Annotated in this window: 17 protein-coding genes and 1 pseudogene; 7 read left to right on the top strand and 11 right to left on the bottom strand. The window is 67.9% G+C overall.

Annotated features, from left to right (window positions below; all coding sequences use genetic code 11):
• Nucleotides 1-221: 221 nt before the first annotated feature.
• The 3 genes from ACZIYR_RS12850 to ACZIYR_RS12840 form a co-directional block, all read right to left on the bottom strand.
• Entirely contained in the window at nt 222-944 is a 723-nt protein-coding gene (locus ACZIYR_RS12850) for a hypothetical protein (protein ID WP_483526942.1), read from the bottom strand.
• 144 nt (nt 945-1088) lie between these two features.
• Nucleotides 1089-2162 (bottom strand): DUF3080 family protein, encoded by a 1074-nt coding sequence (locus tag ACZIYR_RS12845; protein WP_483526941.1) that lies wholly within the window; start codon nt 2160-2162, stop codon nt 1089-1091.
• The gene (locus tag ACZIYR_RS12840) at nt 2134-3582 is read right to left on the bottom strand and encodes an MATE family efflux transporter (RefSeq protein WP_483526940.1); all 1449 of its coding nucleotides are present in this window, start codon (nt 3580-3582) and stop codon (nt 2134-2136) included. The genes ACZIYR_RS12845 and ACZIYR_RS12840 overlap by 29 nt, the downstream gene beginning before the upstream one ends.
• Nucleotides 3583-3694: 112 nt before the next feature.
• On the opposite strand from ACZIYR_RS12840, the gene ACZIYR_RS12835 reads away from it, so the two are divergent.
• Complete coding sequence (locus ACZIYR_RS12835) at nt 3695-4267, top strand: elongation factor P hydroxylase (protein ID WP_473034146.1); 573 nt, start codon at nt 3695-3697, stop codon at nt 4265-4267.
• Here ACZIYR_RS12835 and ACZIYR_RS12830 read toward each other — a convergent pair.
• The gene (locus ACZIYR_RS12830) at nt 4228-5109 is read right to left on the bottom strand and encodes a LysR family transcriptional regulator (RefSeq protein WP_483526939.1); all 882 of its coding nucleotides are present in this window, start codon (nt 5107-5109) and stop codon (nt 4228-4230) included. The two genes, ACZIYR_RS12835 and ACZIYR_RS12830, sit on opposite strands and share 40 nt — an antisense overlap.
• A gap of 247 nt (nt 5110-5356) precedes the next feature.
• On the opposite strand from ACZIYR_RS12830, the pseudogene ACZIYR_RS12825 reads away from it, so the two are divergent.
• The 3 genes and pseudogenes from ACZIYR_RS12825 to ACZIYR_RS12815 all read left to right on the top strand — a co-directional run.
• Nucleotides 5357-6829, top strand: a pseudogene (locus tag ACZIYR_RS12825) (thiamine pyrophosphate-dependent enzyme); the annotation flags it as partial.
• Nucleotides 6830-6945: 116 nt separating this feature from the next.
• Nucleotides 6946-7431 carry a transketolase C-terminal domain-containing protein gene (locus tag ACZIYR_RS12820; RefSeq protein ID WP_483526938.1) on the top strand — a complete coding sequence of 162 codons (486 nt, stop codon included), beginning with the start codon at nt 6946-6948 and terminating at the stop codon, nt 7429-7431.
• The gene (locus ACZIYR_RS12815) at nt 7428-8468 is read left to right on the top strand and encodes an ACP S-malonyltransferase (RefSeq protein ID WP_483526937.1); all 1041 of its coding nucleotides are present in this window, start codon (nt 7428-7430) and stop codon (nt 8466-8468) included. The genes ACZIYR_RS12820 and ACZIYR_RS12815 overlap by 4 nt, the downstream gene beginning before the upstream one ends.
• Before the next feature lie 600 nt (nt 8469-9068).
• Here the strand turns inward: ACZIYR_RS12815 and ACZIYR_RS12810 are convergent.
• The 5 genes from ACZIYR_RS12810 to ACZIYR_RS12790 all read right to left on the bottom strand — a co-directional run bounded on the left by ACZIYR_RS12810 (nt 9069) and on the right by ACZIYR_RS12790 (nt 12842).
• Entirely contained in the window at nt 9069-9434 is a 366-nt protein-coding gene (locus tag ACZIYR_RS12810) for a transposase (RefSeq protein ID WP_483526936.1), read from the bottom strand.
• A 161-nt stretch (nt 9435-9595) separates the two neighbouring features.
• Complete coding sequence (locus ACZIYR_RS12805) at nt 9596-9961, bottom strand: transposase (protein WP_483526936.1); 366 nt, start codon at nt 9959-9961, stop codon at nt 9596-9598.
• A gap of 161 nt (nt 9962-10122) precedes the next feature.
• Nucleotides 10123-11151 (bottom strand): IS110 family RNA-guided transposase, encoded by a 1029-nt coding sequence (locus tag ACZIYR_RS12800; protein WP_473033380.1) that lies wholly within the window; start codon nt 11149-11151, stop codon nt 10123-10125.
• 312 nt (nt 11152-11463) lie between these two features.
• A complete protein-coding gene (locus ACZIYR_RS12795; RefSeq protein WP_483529082.1) occupies nt 11464-11943 on the bottom strand; it encodes a hypothetical protein in 480 nt (159 codons plus the stop codon).
• Nucleotides 11943-12842, bottom strand: a complete 900-nt coding sequence (locus ACZIYR_RS12790) for a TatD family hydrolase (RefSeq protein WP_483526935.1) — start codon at nt 12840-12842, stop codon at nt 11943-11945. The genes ACZIYR_RS12795 and ACZIYR_RS12790 overlap by 1 nt, the downstream gene beginning before the upstream one ends.
• A gap of 105 nt (nt 12843-12947) precedes the next feature.
• On the opposite strand from ACZIYR_RS12790, the gene ACZIYR_RS12785 reads away from it, so the two are divergent.
• Nucleotides 12948-14915, top strand: coding sequence for an ATP-binding cassette domain-containing protein (locus ACZIYR_RS12785; RefSeq protein ID WP_483526934.1), 1968 nt, complete (start codon nt 12948-12950; stop codon nt 14913-14915).
• Nucleotides 14916-15071: 156 nt separating this feature from the next.
• On the opposite strand, the gene ACZIYR_RS12780 is transcribed toward ACZIYR_RS12785, so the two are convergent.
• Nucleotides 15072-15527 carry a universal stress protein gene (locus ACZIYR_RS12780; protein ID WP_483526933.1) on the bottom strand — a complete coding sequence of 152 codons (456 nt, stop codon included), beginning with the start codon at nt 15525-15527 and terminating at the stop codon, nt 15072-15074.
• Nucleotides 15528-15632: 105 nt separating this feature from the next.
• On the opposite strand from ACZIYR_RS12780, the gene ACZIYR_RS12775 reads away from it, so the two are divergent.
• Nucleotides 15633-16175, top strand: a complete 543-nt coding sequence (locus ACZIYR_RS12775) for a preprotein translocase subunit YajC (RefSeq protein WP_483526932.1) — start codon at nt 15633-15635, stop codon at nt 16173-16175.
• Nucleotides 16176-16189: 14 nt separating this feature from the next.
• Here ACZIYR_RS12775 and slyA read toward each other — a convergent pair whose 3' ends face one another.
• Nucleotides 16190-16633, bottom strand: coding sequence for a transcriptional regulator SlyA (gene slyA, locus ACZIYR_RS12770; protein ID WP_483526931.1), 444 nt, complete (start codon nt 16631-16633; stop codon nt 16190-16192).
• Nucleotides 16634-16857: 224 nt separating this feature from the next.
• Here slyA and fadB point away from each other — a divergent pair, with 224 nt between their 5' ends.
• On the top strand, nt 16858-19047 hold the full coding sequence (gene fadB, locus ACZIYR_RS12765) for a fatty acid oxidation complex subunit alpha FadB (protein WP_483526930.1): 2190 nt from the start codon (nt 16858-16860) through the stop codon (nt 19045-19047).

Here is a 19047-nt window from a genome sequence, read left to right as displayed (position 1 = left end):
CTTTGCCCGAAAAGTGCCTGCGCTCGGCCATACGGCGTTAAAAATCAGCTCGTGCGCGAGTCCGATCAAAGTACTCATTTACACCCCGTAAACTCGAACGCGAGCCCGGTCCGCCTTCACGCCGATTTTTGCCTTGCGACCCACAGAGATGTGGGAAGTGCGTTGGCCCGTAGGGAACGGGCCTAGCCCTGACCATCGCTCGTCGACTTTTCAGGCATAGCCTAGTCTTCGGAACCGTGAGGCGATCTCGTCGAGTCGGGGATCACCATCAGTGCCAGGGCCTCCAGGGTGCTGGGGTCCTGCTCGCGAATCCGATTGGCGATGTGGCGCTGGAAGAAGTAGACCACCCGGTGGCGACTGTGGCCGGTGTAGAGGCAGGGGTCCCCGGGAAGGATCGGGGTGGTGTCGATCAGCGCCTCGTCGGCCAGCAGCGCTTCGATGCCGCCGTCGTTGTAGAGCCGCCAGCCGAACACCTGCTTGAGCTGCCAGGGCTCCTGGCCGTCGTTGATGCATAGGGCGTGGGTGCCCAGGGTGTCGGGGAGCTGCTGGATAAGGGTGACGTCTTCGGTCTCCTCGTAGTCGAAGTAGGCCGCGGCGTGCTCCAGCTCGAACGCCTTGTGGGGGGGCGCCGTTTCCAGCAGCTCTTCGGTCTCGGGGTCGCGATAGCCGATGAAGCAGCCGTGATCCGGGTCGTCGAGCCGATGGCAGGGGGTGAGCGATTCCATCCAGGGCACCAGCCCCACCACCTCTCCGTCTTCGCGCAGGCCCCAGGCGAGGATCGGCATGCCGTAGAGGGAGTCGGGATCGGACGCCAGGCTGTAGACCATTTCCAGGCCATCGAGCTCCGGGGAGAGACGCACCAGGCGCTGCCTGGCCTTGTGCCGCCGACGCATGGTATCCAGGTCGATCACCTGGGCAGGGCGGGGTGACAGTTGAGTACCCATGATCTACCTCCAGGTTCTGCACGGTCCGTGTCGGTCACGGCAACAGCAAGGCTGACGGTATCGGCGCATGCCACCTGCCTCCACCAATAGCATAGAGTGGCAGGGCAAGTTAAGCCTGGGATCATGTTTTTCGCCCACCGGGGTTCAGGGGCACCGCGCGGCCAGCGCCTGCCAGTGGTGGCGGTGCGTCTCCAGGGCCGCGCGGTAGGCGGGCAGCGGTGCCTGCGAGTTGTCCAGGGAGAGCCAGCGCCGGCGGTAGTCGGCCACGGCCGTCGGCGGTTCGATATGACTGTCCAGCAGCCCCTCCACGGCGCCCAGCCAGCGCTCGGCGTGGGACTCGAGTCGCGTCAGCCAGTCGGCTGCCGGCTGTGCCTCGAAGGCGGTCTTGAGCGCGCTCTCCGATGCCTCCAGCGCCCGGCAGGAATCCGCGCGCGAGAGGCGCTCCTCGAGCAGGGCGTTGGCCTCGCCTAGCCGCTGCTCGGCCAGCATCAGGGCGCGTAGCACCTCGGCGGTGAGCGGCCGGGAGCGCAGTGTCTTGAGGTGATTTTCCAGGGTGGAGGAGTCGTGCTGCCACGCCGGATTGAACTGGTTACGGGTGGCCTCTTGCAGCCAGACCACCGCGTCGAGCTGGGCGTCGATGGCGGTGTCTGCACCGGGTTCCAGCGGTGAGCTGGCCCGGGAGAAGCTGCCGGTCCACTCTTCGGAGTCGAACAGGGTGTTCCAGCTGACAAGCGGGAGCTGCTCGGTCTTGGTCTCGGTGAGGCGGGCCAGCCGCTCGCGATGGCTGTCGCTGAGCGTCTCGGGAATATCGCTGTTGTGGCAGGCGTGCAGCCGCCGCCACAGCTCGAGCTCGTAGATCCAGCGCTGGCTGGGCGGCGCCACCCGGCCCAGCTGGTTATTGCGCTCGGCGACCAGCGAGGTGATATGGCACTCCCGCAGGGCGTAAACGTTGAGCATTCCGTCGCGGGTCTCGGCCACCTCGAAGAGGCGTTCGCTGCGCTGTGGGAAGGCGCCGATATTGTCCGGGGCAGAGGGCTCGGGCTCGGCCAGGTCCAGGGCGGCGGCAAGCTCGCGCTGGTACGCCTGCAGCAGCGCCTCGCCCTCGCCGCTGCCGCCGCAGCCCGCCAGCAGCGCGGTCAGCAGCAGCGCCGCCAGCGGCGGGAGTCGCCTTGCCCCGGCATATGGCGTGCTAGCCTTTGGGAATCTCGATCTTGCCATGCGCCACTCCGCTTGCCATGCGCCGCAGCCGTTCTCCCAGCAGCAGCGCGGCCACGCTGAGCCCGGCGATCAGGCCGATCCAGTAGCCATGCACGCCCATGGGGGCGAGCCAGCCGAACAGTCCCTGGGTGCCCAGCCAGTGTCCGCCGCCCAGGCCGACCAGCCAGTAGGCGATCAGCGTGATCACCATGATCACCCGCGTGTCCTTGTAGCCGCGCAGGGCGCCGGCCAGGTTGACCTGCAGCGAGTCGGACACCTGGAAGATCATGGCCAGTATGACCAGTGAAAGCGTCAGGCGTTGCACTGCCGGGTCGTGGGTATAGAGCCCGATCACCGGCTCGGCGGTGAGCCACAGCACCAGGCAGTTGAGGCCGGCCACCAGCAGGCAGAGGGCGACGCCGTTCCAGGCCACCAGGCGGGCGAACTCGGGGCGCTGCTGGCCCAGGGTGTTGCTGACCCTGACGGTCAGCGCCATGCTCAGCGAGAGCGGCAGCATGAACAGGATCGAGGTGTAGTTGAGGGCCACCTGGTGGGCGGCCACCGTGACTTCGCCGAGGCTCGCGATAAACAGCGCGATCAGCGTGAACAGCGTCACCTCCACGAAGATCGCCACCCCGATGGGCACGCCGACGTAGAGCAGCTCGCCGATCATTTGCCAGCGCGGCGGGGTGGGCGAGTGCCACAGGGCGACGCGGCCGTAGGCGCTCGAGCGCCGGGTGTAGACGATCATCGCCAGGCACATCACCCACATCGACAGGGCGGTGGCGATCCCGCAGCCCAGCGCGCCCAGCGCCGGCAGGGCCTGGAGCCAGGCGGGTAGCCAGTCGCCGAAGAGCCCGGTGAGGCCGTCGCCGCCGTAGATCAGCACGAAGTTGCTGGGCACGTTCACCCCCAGGCCGATCAGGCTGATCCACAGCGAGGGGCGAGTATGGTTCATGCCGTCGGAGAAGGCACGCAGCGCCTGGAACAGCGCCACCCCGGGCATGCCGAAGGCCACGGCGGCGAGATAGGCGGCCGAGCGCGTGGCGACCTCGTCTGGCACCGCCATCAGGCGGAAGATCGGCATTACCGTGAACCACAGCAGCAGGGCGGCCAGGGTCCCCAGGGCCAGGGCCACCCACAGCGCCTGATGCACGTTGGGGCGGATGCCGGCGGTGCGTCCGCCGCCCAGCAGCTGGGCAACGATGGGGGTCAGCCCCATCAGGGTGCCGGTCATGAACAGCATCAGCGGCAGCCACAGGCTCGAGCCCACCGAGACCGCCGCCAGGTCGGTGGCGCTCAGGCGCCCGGTCATCATCACGTCGGTGACGCTCATGCCGGCCTGGGCCAGCTGGGCCCCGCAGATCGGCAGGGCGAGGCGAATCAGCGGCCGCGTTTCCGTGCGGCTGGCGCTCAGCAGGTCGGTGAAAAACGTTGCCAAGGGAGCGGCTCCATGCCAGGGAAGAAACCGTCAATAGTAGCAATCGCCGGCGATGTTCGCTCGCCGCCACGCGTTTTATAATGCCGGCCTCTCAGCCACCCCTGGAGCCTGCGTGACACATCGACTCGACGACATCATCGCCCTGTTCGACGGCCTCTTCGCGGATACCTTCGCAACGAGGCTGGTGCGGGGCGGCGACGAGCCGCTCTACCTGCCCGCCGATGCCGACTGCCCCTATCACCGGGTGATCTTCGCCCACGGCTTCTATGCCAGCGCCCTGCATGAGATCAGCCACTGGTGCATCGCCGGCGAGCGGCGCCGCCGACTGGAGGACTACGGCTACTGGTATCTGCCCGACGGACGCAGCGCCGAGCAGCAGCGCGACTTCGAGGCGGTGGAGGTGGCGCCCCAGGCCTTGGAGAGGCTGCTGGCCGAGGCTTGCGGGCACCACTTCCATGTCAGCGTCGACAACCTTGGCGGCAACGCGGAGGTGGATCGCGAGGCCTTTCGTGCCCGGGTCGAGGCGCGGGCGGCCCGCTATGTACATGAAGGCTTGCCGCCCCGGGCCGCCGCCCTGTGCGAGACGCTGCACGGCTTCTATCACCGCGGCCTCGGCCGGGAGCGAGCGGTGGCCGCCGGCCGCGCTCAGCTGCTCGCCGGCGAGGCAGCGACCGCACCGGCCTGAAGCCCGGCCCCCCAGGCCTCCCGGCCCAGCGCCAGCAGCGGCGCCAGCGCCGCCGAGGCGTGGCGTGCCGGATACGCCACGCCGATGGTCTGGGCAATGGTCAGGCCCTCCAGGGGGCGGCACTGGACGTCGTGGCGCTCCAGGATCTCCGGCCAGACGGGCACCAAGGAGGCGCCGACCCCCGCTGCCACCAGCCCCAGGGTGTACTCGATGGTGCGCAGGTGGGCGCGTACCTGGCAGCGGATGCCGGCGCCGTCGAGCGCCTCGCCCAGCCGCTCCATGGCCGCGCAGGGGCGGCGCCAGACCATGGGCAGCCCCTCCAGGTCGGCGAGCGCCACGGTGGCATGCCGGGTCAGCGGGTGGCCGGTGGGCAGGGCCAGGCGATAGCGGTCGTGCCAGATCGGCTGGAAGGCCTCGCCGGGGGCCAGGTCATGCTCGCCGATGATGCGGGCGTCGCAGGGCTCCTCCGGATTGACCAGGGTCAGCGCCAGGTGCTCCCCGCGGTGGATGACCTCCTTGAGCAGGGCGGTCATGCGGCTGGCGCCCAGCGAGCGCATCAGGCCCAGACGCACCGGGGTGGGGGAGGCGGGGTGGCGGAACTGCCGGGTGATCGTGTCGAGATCCTCGCTGACCCGGCGGGCCAGGGGGTAGAGCCGGTGGCCCTCCTCGGTGGCGGTGATGCCGCGGCGATGGCGTTCGAAGAGCGTGGTGTCCAGCCGCGCCTCCAGCTGGGCCAGGGCCGCCGAGATGGAGGGCTGGGCCACGTGGCAGCGTCGCGCGGCGGCGCTGATCGAGCCGCCCTCGTAGGCGGCGATGAAGTAGCGCAGGCTGCGCACATCCATAAGGCATTCCTATACCTGGTCCAGGATATCGATATTATCCCTTTGCCTGCCGGGCGCGCTAGGCTGTAGACACTCCCCTAGTGACTGCCGACAGGAGCCCGCTACCGTGTTCGATTCCCTGCCCCAGGAGGCACTGTTCTTCCAGGCCCTGCGTTCCGGCGACTGGCCCACACCCGACCGGGCTTGGACCCTCGATGACGCTGAACTCAGCCGTGCCGGCCTGGTCGAGCTGTTCGAGTCCCAGCTGATGAGCCGCCATCTGGACCTGCATGCCCGGCGGCTGCAGGCCCGCGGCGAGGCGTTCTACACCATCGGCAGCGCCGGTCACGAGGGCAACGCCGCCATCGCCGGCGCCTTTCGACCCACGGATCCCGCCTTTCTGCACTACCGCGACGCCGCCTTTCTGATCCAGCGCGCCCGTCAGGTGCCCGGCCAGACGCCGCTATGGGATCTGCTGCTCAGCTTCGCCGCCTCGGCCGAGGACCCCATCTCCGGCGGCCGGCACAAGGTGCTGGGCTCGAAGGCACTCGCGGTGCCGCCCCAGACCAGCACCATCGCCTCGCACCTGCCCAAGGCGATGGGGGCAGCCTATGGGCTCGGCCTGTGGCGACGCCTGGGCGGCGGGGGTGACTGGCCGGCCGACAGCGTGGTGATCTGCAGCTTCGGCGACGCCTCCTTCAATCACTCCACCGCCCAGGGGGCGATCAACGCCGCCGGCTGGGCCGCCTACCAGGGCGCCCCGATGCCGCTGGTGCTGGTCTGCGAGGACAACGGCATCGGCATCTCCACGCCCACCCCCGAGGGCTGGGTCGAGGCCAGCATGCGCGCCCGCCCCGGCTTTCACTACCTGAGCTGCGACGGCCTCGATCTGCTGGATACCCGGCGGGCGGCCCGGGAGGCGGCGCGCATCGCCCGGACGCACCGCCAGCCCGTGTTCCTGCACATGCGCTGCGTGCGGCTGTTCGGCCATGCCGGCTCCGATGCCCAGCAGGCCTACCTCACGCCCCAGCGCATCAAGGCCGACGAGGCGCGGGACCCCCTGCTGGTCAGCGCCGGGCTGCTGCGCCATCACGGGGGGCTCGACGATGCCCGGATCGGTGAGCTCTACCGGGCGGTGGGGGAGCGGGTGGCCCATGTCGCCGAAGCGGCAATTCAGCGTCCCAAGCTGGAGACGGCCGAGCAAGTGATGGCCAGCATCGTGCCGCTGGCGCGGCCGGGGCGCTGCCGCCCCTGGCAGGGAGAGCTGGACCCGGCGCCGGCCTCCATGGCGAAGCTGCTCAACCAGGCGCTGGGGCGCCTGATGGGCCGCTATCCGCATCTGGTGATGGCCGGCGAGGACATCGGCCGCAAGGGCGGCGTCTACGGGGTCACCCAGCGGCTGCAGGCCCAGTTCGGCCCGCACCGGGTGATCGACACCCTGCTCGACGAGCAGAGCATCCTGGGGCTCGGCATCGGCCTGGGCCACAACGGCCTGGTGCCGATTCTCGAGATCCAGTTTCTGGCCTACCTGCACAACGCCGAGGACCAGCTGCGCGGTGAGGCGGCCACCCTCAGCTTCTTCTCCAACGGCCAGTACACCAACCCCATGGTGGTGCGTATCGCCGGGCTCGGCTACCAGAAGGGCTTCGGCGGCCATTTCCACAACGACAACGCCATCGCCGTGCTGCGCGACATCCCCGGCCTGCTGGTGGCCTGTCCGTCCAATGCCGCCGATGCCGTCGGTCTGATGCAGGAGGCGGTGCGCCTGGCCGACGAGGAGCAGCGGGTGGTGGTGATGCTCGAGCCGATCGCCCTCTACCACCGCCGCGACCTGCTGGAGGAGGGCGACGGCGGCTGGTGCTTTGCCGACCCGGGGCCGGAGCACCGCCTGGGGGTGGGGGAGCTCGGCGTCTGGGGGAGGGGCGAGCGCTTGCCATCGTCACCTACGGCAACGGCGTCTACCTCTCGCGTCAGGCGGCGGCGCGACTGGAGGCCGAAGGCATTGCCCTGCGCATCATCGACTTGCGCTGGCTCACCGCCATCGACCACGCGGCCGTGCACCGCGGGGTCGCCGACTGCGACCAGGTGCTGGTCGTCGACGAGTGCCGCCGCTCGGGCTCGGTCAGCGAGGAGCTGATCGCCGCCCTGGTGGAGCGTGGGGTGGAAAGCCAGCGCCTGCACCGCCTGACCGCCGAGGACAGCTTCATTCCGCTGGGGCGGGCCGCCACGGCCACGCTGCCCTCGGCGGACGCCATCGTCGAGCGGGCGCGGGCCCTGATCGACAGGGCCGACAATAGTGGCGTTGACGCCCAGAAGACGCTGACAGGGAGCCAGCAAGCATGAGCGAGAGACGCGAACGACTGCTGATCGTCTGCCCCGGGCGGGGCACCTACACCCAGGCGGAGTGGGGCAGCCTGACCCGCCATGCCGGCGGCGCGGAATGGCTGGCGCGCTTCGATGCCCGGCGCCGCGAGGCGGGGCTGCCGACCCTTTCCGCACTGGATGCCGAGCTGCCGTTTCGTGCACGCCTGCATGGTCGCGGCGAACACGCCGCGCCGCTGATCTATGCCTGCGCCCTGGCCGACCTGCTGGCCATCGACCGCACTCGCTACGAGGTCGTGGCGGTCACCGGCAACTCCATGGGCTGGTATATCGCCCTGATGGCCGGCGCTGCCCTGGGGCAGGAGGACGCCTTCGAGCTGATCGGCACCATGGGGCAGATGATGCAGGAGCGGCTGGCGGGCGGGCAGCTGCTCTACCCCTGGGTCGACGAGCAGTGGCGCCCGCAGTGGGAGAGGCGGCGTGAGCTGCTCGCGCTGATCGACCGGTTGCACGGCGACCAGGGGGCCGAGCTCTATCTCTCCATCGAGCTTGGCGGGATGCTGGTGTTCGGCGGCAACGAGGCGGGGCTGGCGCGACTGACCGAGGCGCTGCCGGTTAGGGATCGCTTCCCGCTGCGCCTGCATCAGCACGCCGCCTTCCATACGCCGCTACAGCGGGAGGTGCGCGACGCCGCTCGCCAGCGTCTGCCGGCAGCGCCCTTCCGGGCGCCGAGGGTGCCGCTGATCGATGGACGTGGGCACCTCTGGACCCCCTGGAGCAGCGACCCCGAGGCCCTGTGGGATTACACCCTGGGGGAGCAGCTGGTGGCCCCCTACGATTTCACCGCGGCTCTGCGGGTCGGGGTGCGCGAGTTCGCCCCCGATCGGGTGGTGGTGCCGGGGCCCGGCACCAGTCTGGGAGGAGCCACCGCCCAGGCGCTGATCCAGTTCGGCTGGCAGGGGCTGGACAGCAAGGCGGCCTTCCAGGCGCGCCAGGCCGAGGACCCGCTGCTGATCGGCATGGGCATTCCCGAGCAGCGCCGCCTGGTGGTGGCTTAGGCACTGTCTGAAAACTGGCTACGCTCGACCATACGGCGTTAAAAATTTCGCCTGTAGGAGCGCCGGTCCCCGTCGCGACTGGCGCCGCAGGCGCCTCGGCGGAGGCTGCCGGAGTTGGCAACAACCGGGCCCATTGGCAACGCCGCCGGGAGGCTTCGCCTCCAGTCGCGAGCTGAAGCTGCTCCTACATTAGTAAATTTCGCCTGTAGGAGCGCCGGTCCCCGTCGCGACTGGCGCCGCTAGGCGCCTCGGCGGAAGCTGCCGGAGTTGGCGCTGACCGCCAGCGCAGGCAACCCCGCGGGGAGGCTTCGCCTCCAGTCGCGAGCTGAAGCTGCTTATATGGACCCGTCCCGTTGTGCAAGCCCGACACGTATCGGCGGGGGTGAGACTGCACGCTTATATCCGGCCTGTCAGTGGCACTTCGTCGGTACCTGGCCATGATGGGATGCGCGCTCTCCGATCTGATCTCCTACTCGGCCTCACGAGTGGCCATACAGCTTCACAGAGTGGCGGAGAGCCGGTCTGACCTGTCCTGCCATCTACGTACGTACCTGCGCAACCTCCGGGGGAATCTAAGTTATTTCATGCCATCTTCGTGCTTCACGGCATGGCTGTGTAGCGCGTGTCACGCGCCATCACCGCCCAGCAGATTCTGCCGAGCTTGTTCGCCAGGGCGACAGTGGCCTTGGCAGCGCCGCGTCGCGCGGCCAAGGAGCATGCCCAACGTGCCAACCGATCCGGCTGTTGCTGGCGCTGCAAGGCACGCAAGGCCGCTCGGGCACCATGCACGAGCTGTCGACGCACCTCGCCGTTGCCCCGTCTGGAGATGCCCATCAATCGCTCCTTGCCGCCACTCGAGTGCTTATATGGACCCGTCCCGTTGTGCAAGCCCGACACGTATCGGCGGGGGTGAGACTGCACGCTTATATCCGGCCTGTCAGTGGCACTTCGTCGGTACCTGGCCATGATGGGATGCGCGCTCTCCGATCTGATCTCCTACTCGGCCTCACGAGTGGCCATACAGCTTCACAGAGTGGCGGAGAGCCGGTCTGACCTGTCCTGCCATCTACGTACGTACCTGCGCAACCTCCGGGGGAATCTAAGTTATTTCATGCCATCTTCGTGCTTCACGGCATGGCTGTGTAGCGCGTGTCACGCGCCATCACCGCCCAGCAGATTCTGCCGAGCTTGTTCGCCAGGGCGACAGTGGCCTTGGCAGCGCCGCGTCGCGCGGCCAAGGAGCATGCCCAACGTGCCAACCGATCCGGCTGTTGCTGGCGCTGCAAGGCACGCAAGGCCGCTCGGGCACCATGCACGAGCTGTCGACGCACCTCGCCGTTGCCCCGTCTGGAGATGCCCATCAATCGCTCCTTGCCGCCACTCGAGTGCTTATATGGACCCGTCCCGTTGTGCAAGCCCGACACGTATCGGCGGGGGTGAGACTGCACGCTTATATCCGGCCTGTCAGTGGCACTTCGTCGGTACCTGGCCATGATGGGATGCGCGCTCTCCGATCTGATCTCCTACTCGGCCTCACGAGTGGCCATACAGCTTCACAGAGTGGCGGAGAGCCGGTCTGACCTGTCCTGCCATCTACGTACGTACCTGCGCAACCTCCGGGGGAATCTAAGTTATTTCATGCCATCTTCGTGCTTCACGGCATGGCTGTGTAGCGCGTGTCACGCGCCATCACCGCCCAGCAGATTCTGCCGAGCTTGTTCGCCAGGGCGACAGTGGCCTTGGCAGCGCCGCGTCGCGCGGCCAAGGAGCATGCCCAACGTGCCAACCGATCCGGCTGTTGCTGGCGCTGCAAGGCACGCAAGGCCGCTCGGGCACCATGCACGAGCTGTCGACGCACCTCGCCGTTGCCCCGTCTGGAGATGCCCATCAATCGCTCCTTGCCGCCACTCGAGTGCTGGCGGGGCACCAAGCCAATCGAGGCGCTGAAGGCGCGGCCATTGGCAAACCGTTTCGGATCGCCGATATGGCTGACCAGCAAGGTGGCATTGACCGGCCCGATGCCGGGCACGCTCATCAAGCGCTGACAAACCGGCGTCGTCTTGGCCAGCCGTGCCAGGCGCTGATCATAGGCACGGATGCGGGCATCCAGCGCCAGCCACTGGTCCAGGACATCATCCAGTACCACGAAGAGGTCGTCGCCCAGCTGGGCTCGATGCTCGGCGAGCACGCGCCTGACCTCCCCCTGGCGAAACACCGAGTGCCCCTTGGCCACGATGATCCCCATTTCGGCGAGCAAGCCATGCAGCTCATTACCCAGCGCCGTCCGGCTGGTGATGGCCCGTGAGCGCACGCGATGCATCGCCTGCAGCGCTTGCTGTTCCAGTGTCTTGGGCGCCACCCGTGGCGTGGCATCCCGGGCCGCTGCCTCGGCAATCGCGCGGGCATCCCGGGCGTCGCTCTTGTGCCCGAGGACGAAGGGCTTCACGTACTGGGGCGGAATCAACTGGACCTCATGCCCCAGCGCCTGGATCTCCCTGGCCCAGTAATGGGCCCCACCGCAGGCCTCCATGGCGACAACGCAGCGAGGCAGTTGGGCTAGCGTGGTGGGAAATGCCGAGCGTGACACCGTTTTGCTGAACACCTGCCGCCCTTTGGAATCGACGGCGTGAAGTTGAAAGACATGCTTGGCGAGATCGATCCCGACGATGCTAATGTGATTCATGGATGGACCCTCTCTTCGAGATGCCGTGTGGTGCCCCGTGCACCCAAGATGGCGTTGCAAACTCATCTTGGCACAGGGAGGGACGGGTCCATCCCATTTCCTACATTAGTAAATTTCGCCTGTAGGAGCGCCGGTCCCCGTCGCGACTGGCGCCGCAGGCGCCTCGGCGGAGGCTGCCGGAGTTGGCAACAACCGGGCCCATTGGCAACGCCGCCGGGAGGCTTCGCCTCCAGTCGCCGAAGCGTCGGACCGGAGCTAAAGCTGCTCCAGCAGAAGACACCTACTGCTGTAGTACTAGGAGCCGGCCCAGGGTTACTCCGGCATGCCCAGCCGCTGATGCAGGCGCAGCATCACCGCTACCTCGTGCTCGGGGCGCAGCGGTTCGAGGCCCAGCTCGCCGAACAGCTCGCCCCGGGCCCGGGTCCACTCGCCGCTGTCCAGATCGGGATAGAGGCTGTCGGCCGGGGCCAGCTCCACGAAGGGGTCGATGCCGAAGGTGTCGAAGAGCCGTGACAGGGCGGCCTCGTCGTCGCTCACCCCGGCGGTGAACAGGGTGGCGTTGAAGTGATCGTTCTCCAGCTCGCGAATCACGTCCAGGGGGCTCACGCCGAAGCTGTTGAGCTCCTCCATGCTGTAGCCGTTGAGGGCGTTCATCTCATCGTCGAGCCAGCCGTCGTCGGGCTGGATCAGGGTGTGCTTGATACGCCCGTCGGGAAGCACCCAGGCGATCGCCAGGGGCAGCTCGCCGTCCTCGCCGGTTTCCACGGCAATGAATCCGGGGATCTCTTCCATCATGCGTTCTCCTGCCGGTGGTCGGGCGCTGCGCTCTCCTGTTGCCGCTGGTCCAGGCGGAAAAAGGCACTGGCGGTGGTCGAGGTCGCCGCGGCCAGTTCGGCCTCTTCGATCCCCCGCCAGTGGGCGATTTCCCGCACGATCCAGGGTAGCAGCGCCGGCTCGTGTCGCCTGCCCTTGAGTTTGGCAGGTAAATTGCGCGGCAGCAGGTAGGGGCAGTCGGTTTCCACCATCAGCCGGCTAAGCGGGATCTCGCCGACCAGGTCGCGCAGGTGGTGGCCGCGACGCTCGTCGCAGAGCCAGCCGGTCAGGCCGATATGCAGGTCCAGGTCGAGATAGCCATACAGGGTGTCGCGATCCGCGGTGAAGCAGTGGATCACCGCGTCGCCGATCGCGTCGCGCCAGGCGTGGAGCATCTCGCGCATGCGGCGGCCGGCGTCGCGCTCGTGGACGAACAGCGGCAGGCCGCTCTCGGCGGCGAGCTCCAGCTGGGCCTCGAAGGCGCGCTCCTGCTCGGCCGGCGTCGAGAAGTTGCGGTTGAAGTCGAGCCCGCATTCGCCCACCGCCACCACCTCGGGCTGGCGGTGCAGGTCGCGCATCGCCCGCGCCAGCTCGCCGCTCCAGCGGCTGGCGTCGTGGGGGTGAACGCCGGCGGTGGCGTAGAGCCCGGGATGCCGGCGCGCCAGCGCCACGGCCTGCTCGGCGTGCTCGCGGTCGGTGCCGGTGAGGATCAGGGCGGTGACATTCGCTGCCCGCGCACGGGCGATCACCGCCTCGAGGTCGCGGGCGAAGCTCTCGTGGGTCAGGTTGGCGCCGATGTCCACCAGCGGCGCCGGGGAGCGAAAGCGCAGCGCCTCGGGCAGCGTCGTGTCGCCGTCGGGGGGGAGCGTCTCGTGCATGGCCGTGCTCAGTCTCCAGGGGCGAAAACGGCCTATTGTCACATGCCCGGTCGAGGCCTGCCATGCGTTACACTAGGGCGCCCGATGACTGGATGAGGACTGCGCGTGACCCTGCTACGTCTGGAACGTCTGCAACTGGCCTATGGCACCCATGTACTGCTCGACGGCGCCGACCTGGTGCTGGAGCGGGGGGAGCGGCTGGCGCTGGTGGGCCGCAACGGCACCGGCAAGTCGACCCTGCTCAAGCTGGTGGCCGGTGAGATTCTCCCTGACGGCGGCAGCATCTGGCGCGCGCCGGGGCTCAAGATCGGCGTGCTGGACCAGAACCTGCCCGAGGCCAGCGGCGAGACCATCTTCGATGTGGTGGCCCAGGGGCTTCCCGAGGCGGGCGAGTTGCTCTCGGAGTATCATCACCTGATTCATCAGGACGATCCGGACATGCGCCGCATGGCGACGCTGCAGACCCAGCTCGAGGCCATCGACGGCTGGTCCTTCCACCAGCGTATCGATGTGGTGCTGACGCGCCTCGGGCTGCCCGAGGATGCCGAGATGGCCTCGCTCTCCGGCGGTTGGCGCCGGCGCGTGGCCCTGGCCCGGGCGCTGGTGGCCGAGCCCGACCTGCTGCTGCTCGACGAGCCCACCAACCACCTGGATCTGGATACCATCGCCTGGCTGGAGGAGCAGCTGGCCGCCTTTAACGGCGCGGTGCTGTTCATCACCCACGACCGAACCTTCCTGTCGAAGCTGGCCACGGCGATTCTCGAGCTGGATCGCGGCCGCCTGGGGCGCTATCCCGGCGACTACGGCAAGTATCAGGAGCAGAAGGTCCACGAGCTGGAGGTGGAGGCCCGGGAGCACGCCGAGTTCGACAAGAAGCTGGCCCAGGAAGAGGCCTGGATTCGCCAGGGCATCAAGGCGCGGCGGACCCGCAACGAGGGCCGCGTGCGGGCGCTGGAGCAGATGCGCCGCGAACGCAGCCAGCGCCGCGAGCGCCAGGGCAAGGCCTCGCTCTCGGTGGACAGCGGCGAGCGCAGCGGCAAGCGGGTGGTGGAGCTCAAGGGCGTCAGCCACCGCTACGGTGAGGAGACGGTGATCCGCGATCTCTCCCTGGAGATCCAGCGCGGCGACCGCATCGGGCTGATCGGTCGTAACGGTGCGGGCAAGACCACCCTGCTCAAGATCCTGCTCGGCGAACTCGCGCCGAGCGAGGGCCAGGTGCGCCTGGGCACCAACCTGCAGGTGGCCTACTTCGACCAGCTGCGCGCGGGCCTCGATCCGGAGAAGAGCGTCTACGACAATGTGGCCCAGGGCAGCGACCGGGTCACGGTGGGCGGCAAGGACAAGCACGTCATCAGCTATCTTCAGGACTTTCTGTTCACCCCCGTGCGCGCCCGCCAGCCGGTCAAGGCGCTCTCCGGTGGGGAGTCCAACCGCCTCCTGCTGGCCAAGCTGTTCACCCAGCCGGCCAACGTGCTGGTGCTCGACGAGCCCACCAATGACTTGGATGTCGAGACCCTGGAGCTGCTCGAGGAGCTGTTGCTCGACTTCGACGGCACCCTGCTGCTGGTCTCCCACGACCGTGCCTTCATGGACAACGTGGTGACCGGGGTGCTGGCCTTCGAGGGCGATGGCGTGGTGCGCGAATACGTGGGCGGCTACAGCGATTGGGTGCGCCAGGGGGGCAAGCTGCCGCCGGCGCCCTGGGAGGGCGCGGCGCGCCAGCGGGCGGAACCCGTCGCCACGGCGACAGAGGGGGCTAGCGCAACGGCGCCTGGCACGACGGCGCCCGGCACGGTGGGGGCCGCACCAAAGGCCGACCCGGCCCCGGCGGCGAAAAAAACCGCCAAGCTCTCCTACAAGCTGCAGCGTGAACTCGACGGCCTGCCGGCCGAGATCGAGCGGCTGGAGAATGAGGTGTCGGCCTTCGAGGCCAGGGTCGGCGACCCCGGCTTCTACCAGCAGGAGAGCACGGCGGTCACCGCGACGCTGGAGGCCATGGCGGCGAAACAGGCCGAACTCGACGCCGCCATGGAGCGGTGGATGGAGTTGGAGGCCCTCGCCGCGGGGGAGTAATGGGCATAGAGGAAATGCCTCGTGGGAGGCCGTTTCATCGGGCGAAGGCGCCGGAGGGCGCCCCGCACTTGCCGCTCTGGCAGCGCGAGGCGCTGCTTGGTCGAAGCGTTGAACCGGAGCTGAAGCTCCCTCCCGCAGGACAGTGAGGGGAGGCGACTACTCGGCGCTCTTTTCCCCCTTCTTCCCCACCCGCACGGCCAGCACGTCGCACTGGGCGCCGTGGAGCACGCCGGTGGAGGTGGAGCCGAGCAGCAGGGCGAAGCCGTGCCGGCCATGGGAGCCGACCACGATGAGGTCCACACCGTGCTCATCGGCGAAGCGGTGGATCTCGGTGTCGGGCATGCCGACCACCACGTGCTGGTTCTCCTTGGCCACATGGGCGTCGGCGATCTCGGCGAGGCGCTGCTTGGCATGCTCGTCGAGCTGGTCCTGGATGCTGGTGAGATCCATGGGGATATCGCCGCCGTAGGCGAAGCCCAGCGGCTCCAGGGTGTGCATGATCGAGAGCTTGGCCTGGTTGCGCTCGGCGATCTGCAGGGCGCGCTCCAGCACCTTGTGGGAGTCCTTGGTCAGATCGACGGCGACCAGGATGTGACGATATTCATTGCTCATGAGAGGCTCCTGAAGGGTGTCGGGGTGACGAGAACATGCCTTCACTCTAGGACGAACGGTGAGCGAGGACAACGACTTGCGTCAAGATTCATTCAGGAGATACCGATGGTCTGGTTGCTGATACTGTTCGTGCTGATGCTGATGATCTCGCCGGTGCTGTGGCTCAAGCCCAGCCCGCGGCAGCGGCGCATCGCGCCGCTGCGCAGCGCCGCCGGCAAGGCCGGGGTGCAGGTGACGCTGGCGTCACCGCCGCTGCACGGTATCGCCACCGCCATGCCGGGCTATCGCTGGCCCTATCCCCAGGACGCGCCGGGGCCGCGCTTCGTGCTGGTGCGCGACAGCGAGGCCAGCGAGGCCCTCAAGACCTTTATTCCCGGCTGGCGGTGGCGCATCGAGCCGCTGCGGCCGCTGCCTGAGGCGGCGCGCAAGCCATTGGAGGCGCTGCTGATGCGCCTGCCCCAGGATGCGCTGGTGATCGAGTCGCGGGAGCCCGGCATCACCCTGTGGTGGTGGGAGTCTCAGGGTGCCGAGCGCTTTCTGACCTACGTAGCGGACTTTCGTCGGCTGCGCGATGCCCTGGCCGGTCGCGCCGACCGGCTCGAGGGGCCGCGCCCCTTTGGTCACGCCGAGGGCACCGCGCCGGAGTGAGACCCGCCCGGCGCTCAGCCGTCGCTTTCCCGGGCCTGGATTTCCAGGCCGTTATTCTCGATGTGGGCCAGTAGGGCGTCGAGCTGGTGAACCTCGGCGTCGCTCAGGCCGTCGAGCATCTCGCGGCGGGCCTGGGTGACCACCTCGTCGATCTGCTCCAGCAGCGGGGTCGCCTCCAGGGTAAGAAAGACGCGTTTGGTGCGGCGGTCCTGCTCGCAGGGGCGTCGCTCGATCAGCCCCTGCTCGGCAAGCTGGTCGAGGGTGCGCACCAGCGACGGCGCCTCGACGCCGATGGCCCGGGCCAGGTCGCATTGGGGCTGGCCGTCGCCCAGGCGCCATAGGTGGTAGAGAGTGATCCAGCGGGTCTGGGTCAGGCCCAGCGGCGCCAGTCGCCGGTCGATGATCGCCCGCCACAGGCGCGGCAGGCGTGACAGCCGGAAGCCGATGTTCTGGTGCATGGGACTCCGCATTTGCGTTGAATTTGCCGAATTGTCCGGAGCCGCCGCGTGTAATGCAAGCGGTACTCCGCTGCCCCCCCTCCTAGGGTCCGACTCGCGTCCGCCCCATTCAGTGCCACTCAGGGCTTGACGAACCGCGCCGACTGCACCAAGCTTCCAAAATCAAACGGCCGTATGAAATCGGGCGCTCCTCCAATGCCAATCCTCTGTGTGGAGATTCGTGGATGATCTATCAAGGCAATGCCATCACGGTGTCGCGCGGTACCCAGAACGGGGGCGACGACATCGCCACGCTCACCTTCGACCTGAAGGATGAATCCGTCAACAAGCTCTCCAGCGCGGTGGTGGGCGAACTGGGCGAGGCGGTCAAGGCGATCGAGGCCGAAAGCGGTCTGAAGGGGCTGGTGATCACCAGCGGCAAGGAGGCGTTCATCGTCGGTGCCGACATCACCGAATTCCACGGCCTGTTCGACAAGGGTGAAGACTACCTGGTGGAGATGAACCTCAAGGTGCATGACATCTTCAATGCCATAGAGGATCTGCCGTTCCCCACCGTGACCGCTATCAATGGCCTGGCGCTGGGCGGCGGCTGCGAGGTGCTGCTGACCACCGATTTCCGTGTGATGAGCGAGAAGGCCAAGATCGGCCTGCCGGAGACCAAGCTGGGCATTCTTCCCGGCTGGGGCGGCTGCGTGCGCCTGCCGCGCATGATCGGCGCCGACAACGCCATCGAGTGGATCGCCGGCGGCACCGAGAACCGCGCCGATGCCGCGCTCAAGGTGGGTGCCGTCGATGCGGTGGTGCCCGGCGAGCAGCTCGAGGCCGCGGCGCTGGATATCCTGGCCCGCGCCAACAGTGGCGAGCTCGACTACCGGGCGCGCCGCGATGAGAAGAAGCAGCCGCTCAAGCTCGGTCCTATCGAGCAGATGATGGCCTTCGAGACCGCCAAGGGCTACGTGGCCGGCAAGGCGGGGCCCCACTACCCGGCGCCGGTGGAGGCGATCAAGGTGGTCCAGAAAGGGGCCGGGGAGGAGCGCGGTCGCGCCCAGGCCATCGAGGCCAAGGCCTTCGCCAAGCTGGCCCTGAGCAGTGTCGCCTTCAACCTGGTCGGCCTGTTCATGAACGATCAGGTGGTCAAGAAGAAGGGCAGCAAGTACGAGAAGCAGGCGCGGCCGGTCAATCAGACCGCGGTGCTGGGCGCAGGCATCATGGGGGGCGGCATCGCCTACCAGAGCGCCTCCAAGGGCACCCCGATCCTGATGAAGGACATCAAGGACGAGGCCATCGAGCTTGGCCTCAAGGAGGCCCGCAAGCTGTTCGCCAAGCAGGTGGAGCGCAAAAAGCTCACCACCGAGCAGATGGCCGAAAAGCTCACCAACATTCGCCCGACGCTTTCCTATGGTGACTTCGGCAACGTCGACCTGGTGGTCGAGGCGGTGGTCGAGAATCCCAAGGTCAAGGACGCGGTGCTCACCGAGGTGGAAGGCCTGGTCGGCGAGGAGACCATCCTCACCTCCAACACCTCGACCATCTCGATCAACCGCCTGGCCGAGAACCTCAAGCGCCCCGAGAACTTCTGCGGCATGCACTTCTTCAACCCGGTGCACCGCATGCCGCTGGTCGAAGTGATTCGCGGTGAGAAGACCAGTGATGCCGCCGTGGCGGCCACCGTGGCCTACGCCCGGGCCATGGGCAAGACGCCCATCGTGGTCAACGACTGCCCGGGCTTTCTGGTCAACCGCGTGCTCTTCCCCTACTTCGGCGGCTTCAGCCTGCTGATGGAGCAGGGCGCCGACTTCCAGCGCGTCGACAAGATCATGGAGAAGTTCGGCTGGCCCATGGGCCCCGCCTACCTGCTCGACGTGGTGGGCATGGACACCGCCGTTCATGCGGGTGAGGTGATGGCCGAGGGCTTCCCCGAGCGCATGGGCCAGATGGGCGGTGACGGCAGCAAGAGCGCCATTCAGGTGATGTACGAGAATGAGCGACTGGGCCAGAAGAACGACAAAGGCTTCTACGCCTACGAGGAAGACAGGAAGGGCAAGCCGAAGAAGGTCAGCGACGAGGCGGCCCATGCGCTGGTCAAGCAGGTGGTACGTGAGGAGAAGGAGCTCTCCGACGACGACATCATCGCCCGCATGATGGTGCCGCTGTGCCTGGAAACGGTGCGCTGTTTGGAAGACGGCATCGTCGAGACGCCGGCCGAGGCCGACATGGCGCTGATCTACGGCATCGGCTTCCCGCCGTTCCGCGGCGGTGCGCTGCGCTATATCGACGCCATGGGCGTGGCGGCGTTCGTCGAGCTGGCCGAGGGGCTGGCCGAGGAGCTGGGTCCGCTCTATGCGCCCACCGACAAGCTGCGCGAGATGGCCAAGGACGACGAGCGCTTCTATTCCACCCAGGCGCAGAGCTGA

The sequence above is a fragment of the Billgrantia sp. NRB1 genome (assembly GCF_056921725.1).
This window is presented reverse-complemented; position numbering and strand designations above follow the sequence as displayed.

What these genes read in the sequence shown, in the direction of transcription:
- ACZIYR_RS12780 (WP_483526933.1), bottom strand. Translation starts at nt 15,527, where the DNA reads ATGAGCAATGAATATCGTCACATCCTGGTCGCCGTCGATCTGACCAAG.
- ACZIYR_RS12850 (WP_483526942.1), bottom strand. Translation starts at nt 944, where the DNA reads ATGGGTACTCAACTGTCACCCCGCCCTGCCCAGGTGATCGACCTGGAT.
- ACZIYR_RS12845 (WP_483526941.1), bottom strand. Translation starts at nt 2,162, where the DNA reads ATGGCAAGATCGAGATTCCCAAAGGCTAGCACGCCATATGCCGGGGCA.
- slyA (WP_483526931.1), bottom strand. Translation starts at nt 16,633, where the DNA reads ATGCACCAGAACATCGGCTTCCGGCTGTCACGCCTGCCGCGCCTGTGG.
- fadB (WP_483526930.1), top strand. Translation starts at nt 16,858, where the DNA reads ATGATCTATCAAGGCAATGCCATCACGGTGTCGCGCGGTACCCAGAAC.
- ACZIYR_RS12790 (WP_483526935.1), bottom strand. Translation starts at nt 12,842, where the DNA reads ATGCACGAGACGCTCCCCCCCGACGGCGACACGACGCTGCCCGAGGCG.
- ACZIYR_RS12805 (WP_483526936.1), bottom strand. Translation starts at nt 9,961, where the DNA reads ATGGCCAGGTACCGACGAAGTGCCACTGACAGGCCGGATATAAGCGTG.
- ACZIYR_RS12830 (WP_483526939.1), bottom strand. Translation starts at nt 5,109, where the DNA reads ATGGATGTGCGCAGCCTGCGCTACTTCATCGCCGCCTACGAGGGCGGC.
- ACZIYR_RS12800 (WP_473033380.1), bottom strand. Translation starts at nt 11,151, where the DNA reads ATGAATCACATTAGCATCGTCGGGATCGATCTCGCCAAGCATGTCTTT.
- ACZIYR_RS12795 (WP_483529082.1), bottom strand. Translation starts at nt 11,943, where the DNA reads ATGGAAGAGATCCCCGGATTCATTGCCGTGGAAACCGGCGAGGACGGC.
- ACZIYR_RS12810 (WP_483526936.1), bottom strand. Translation starts at nt 9,434, where the DNA reads ATGGCCAGGTACCGACGAAGTGCCACTGACAGGCCGGATATAAGCGTG.
- ACZIYR_RS12775 (WP_483526932.1), top strand. Translation starts at nt 15,633, where the DNA reads ATGGTCTGGTTGCTGATACTGTTCGTGCTGATGCTGATGATCTCGCCG.
- ACZIYR_RS12815 (WP_483526937.1), top strand. Translation starts at nt 7,428, where the DNA reads ATGAGCGAGAGACGCGAACGACTGCTGATCGTCTGCCCCGGGCGGGGC.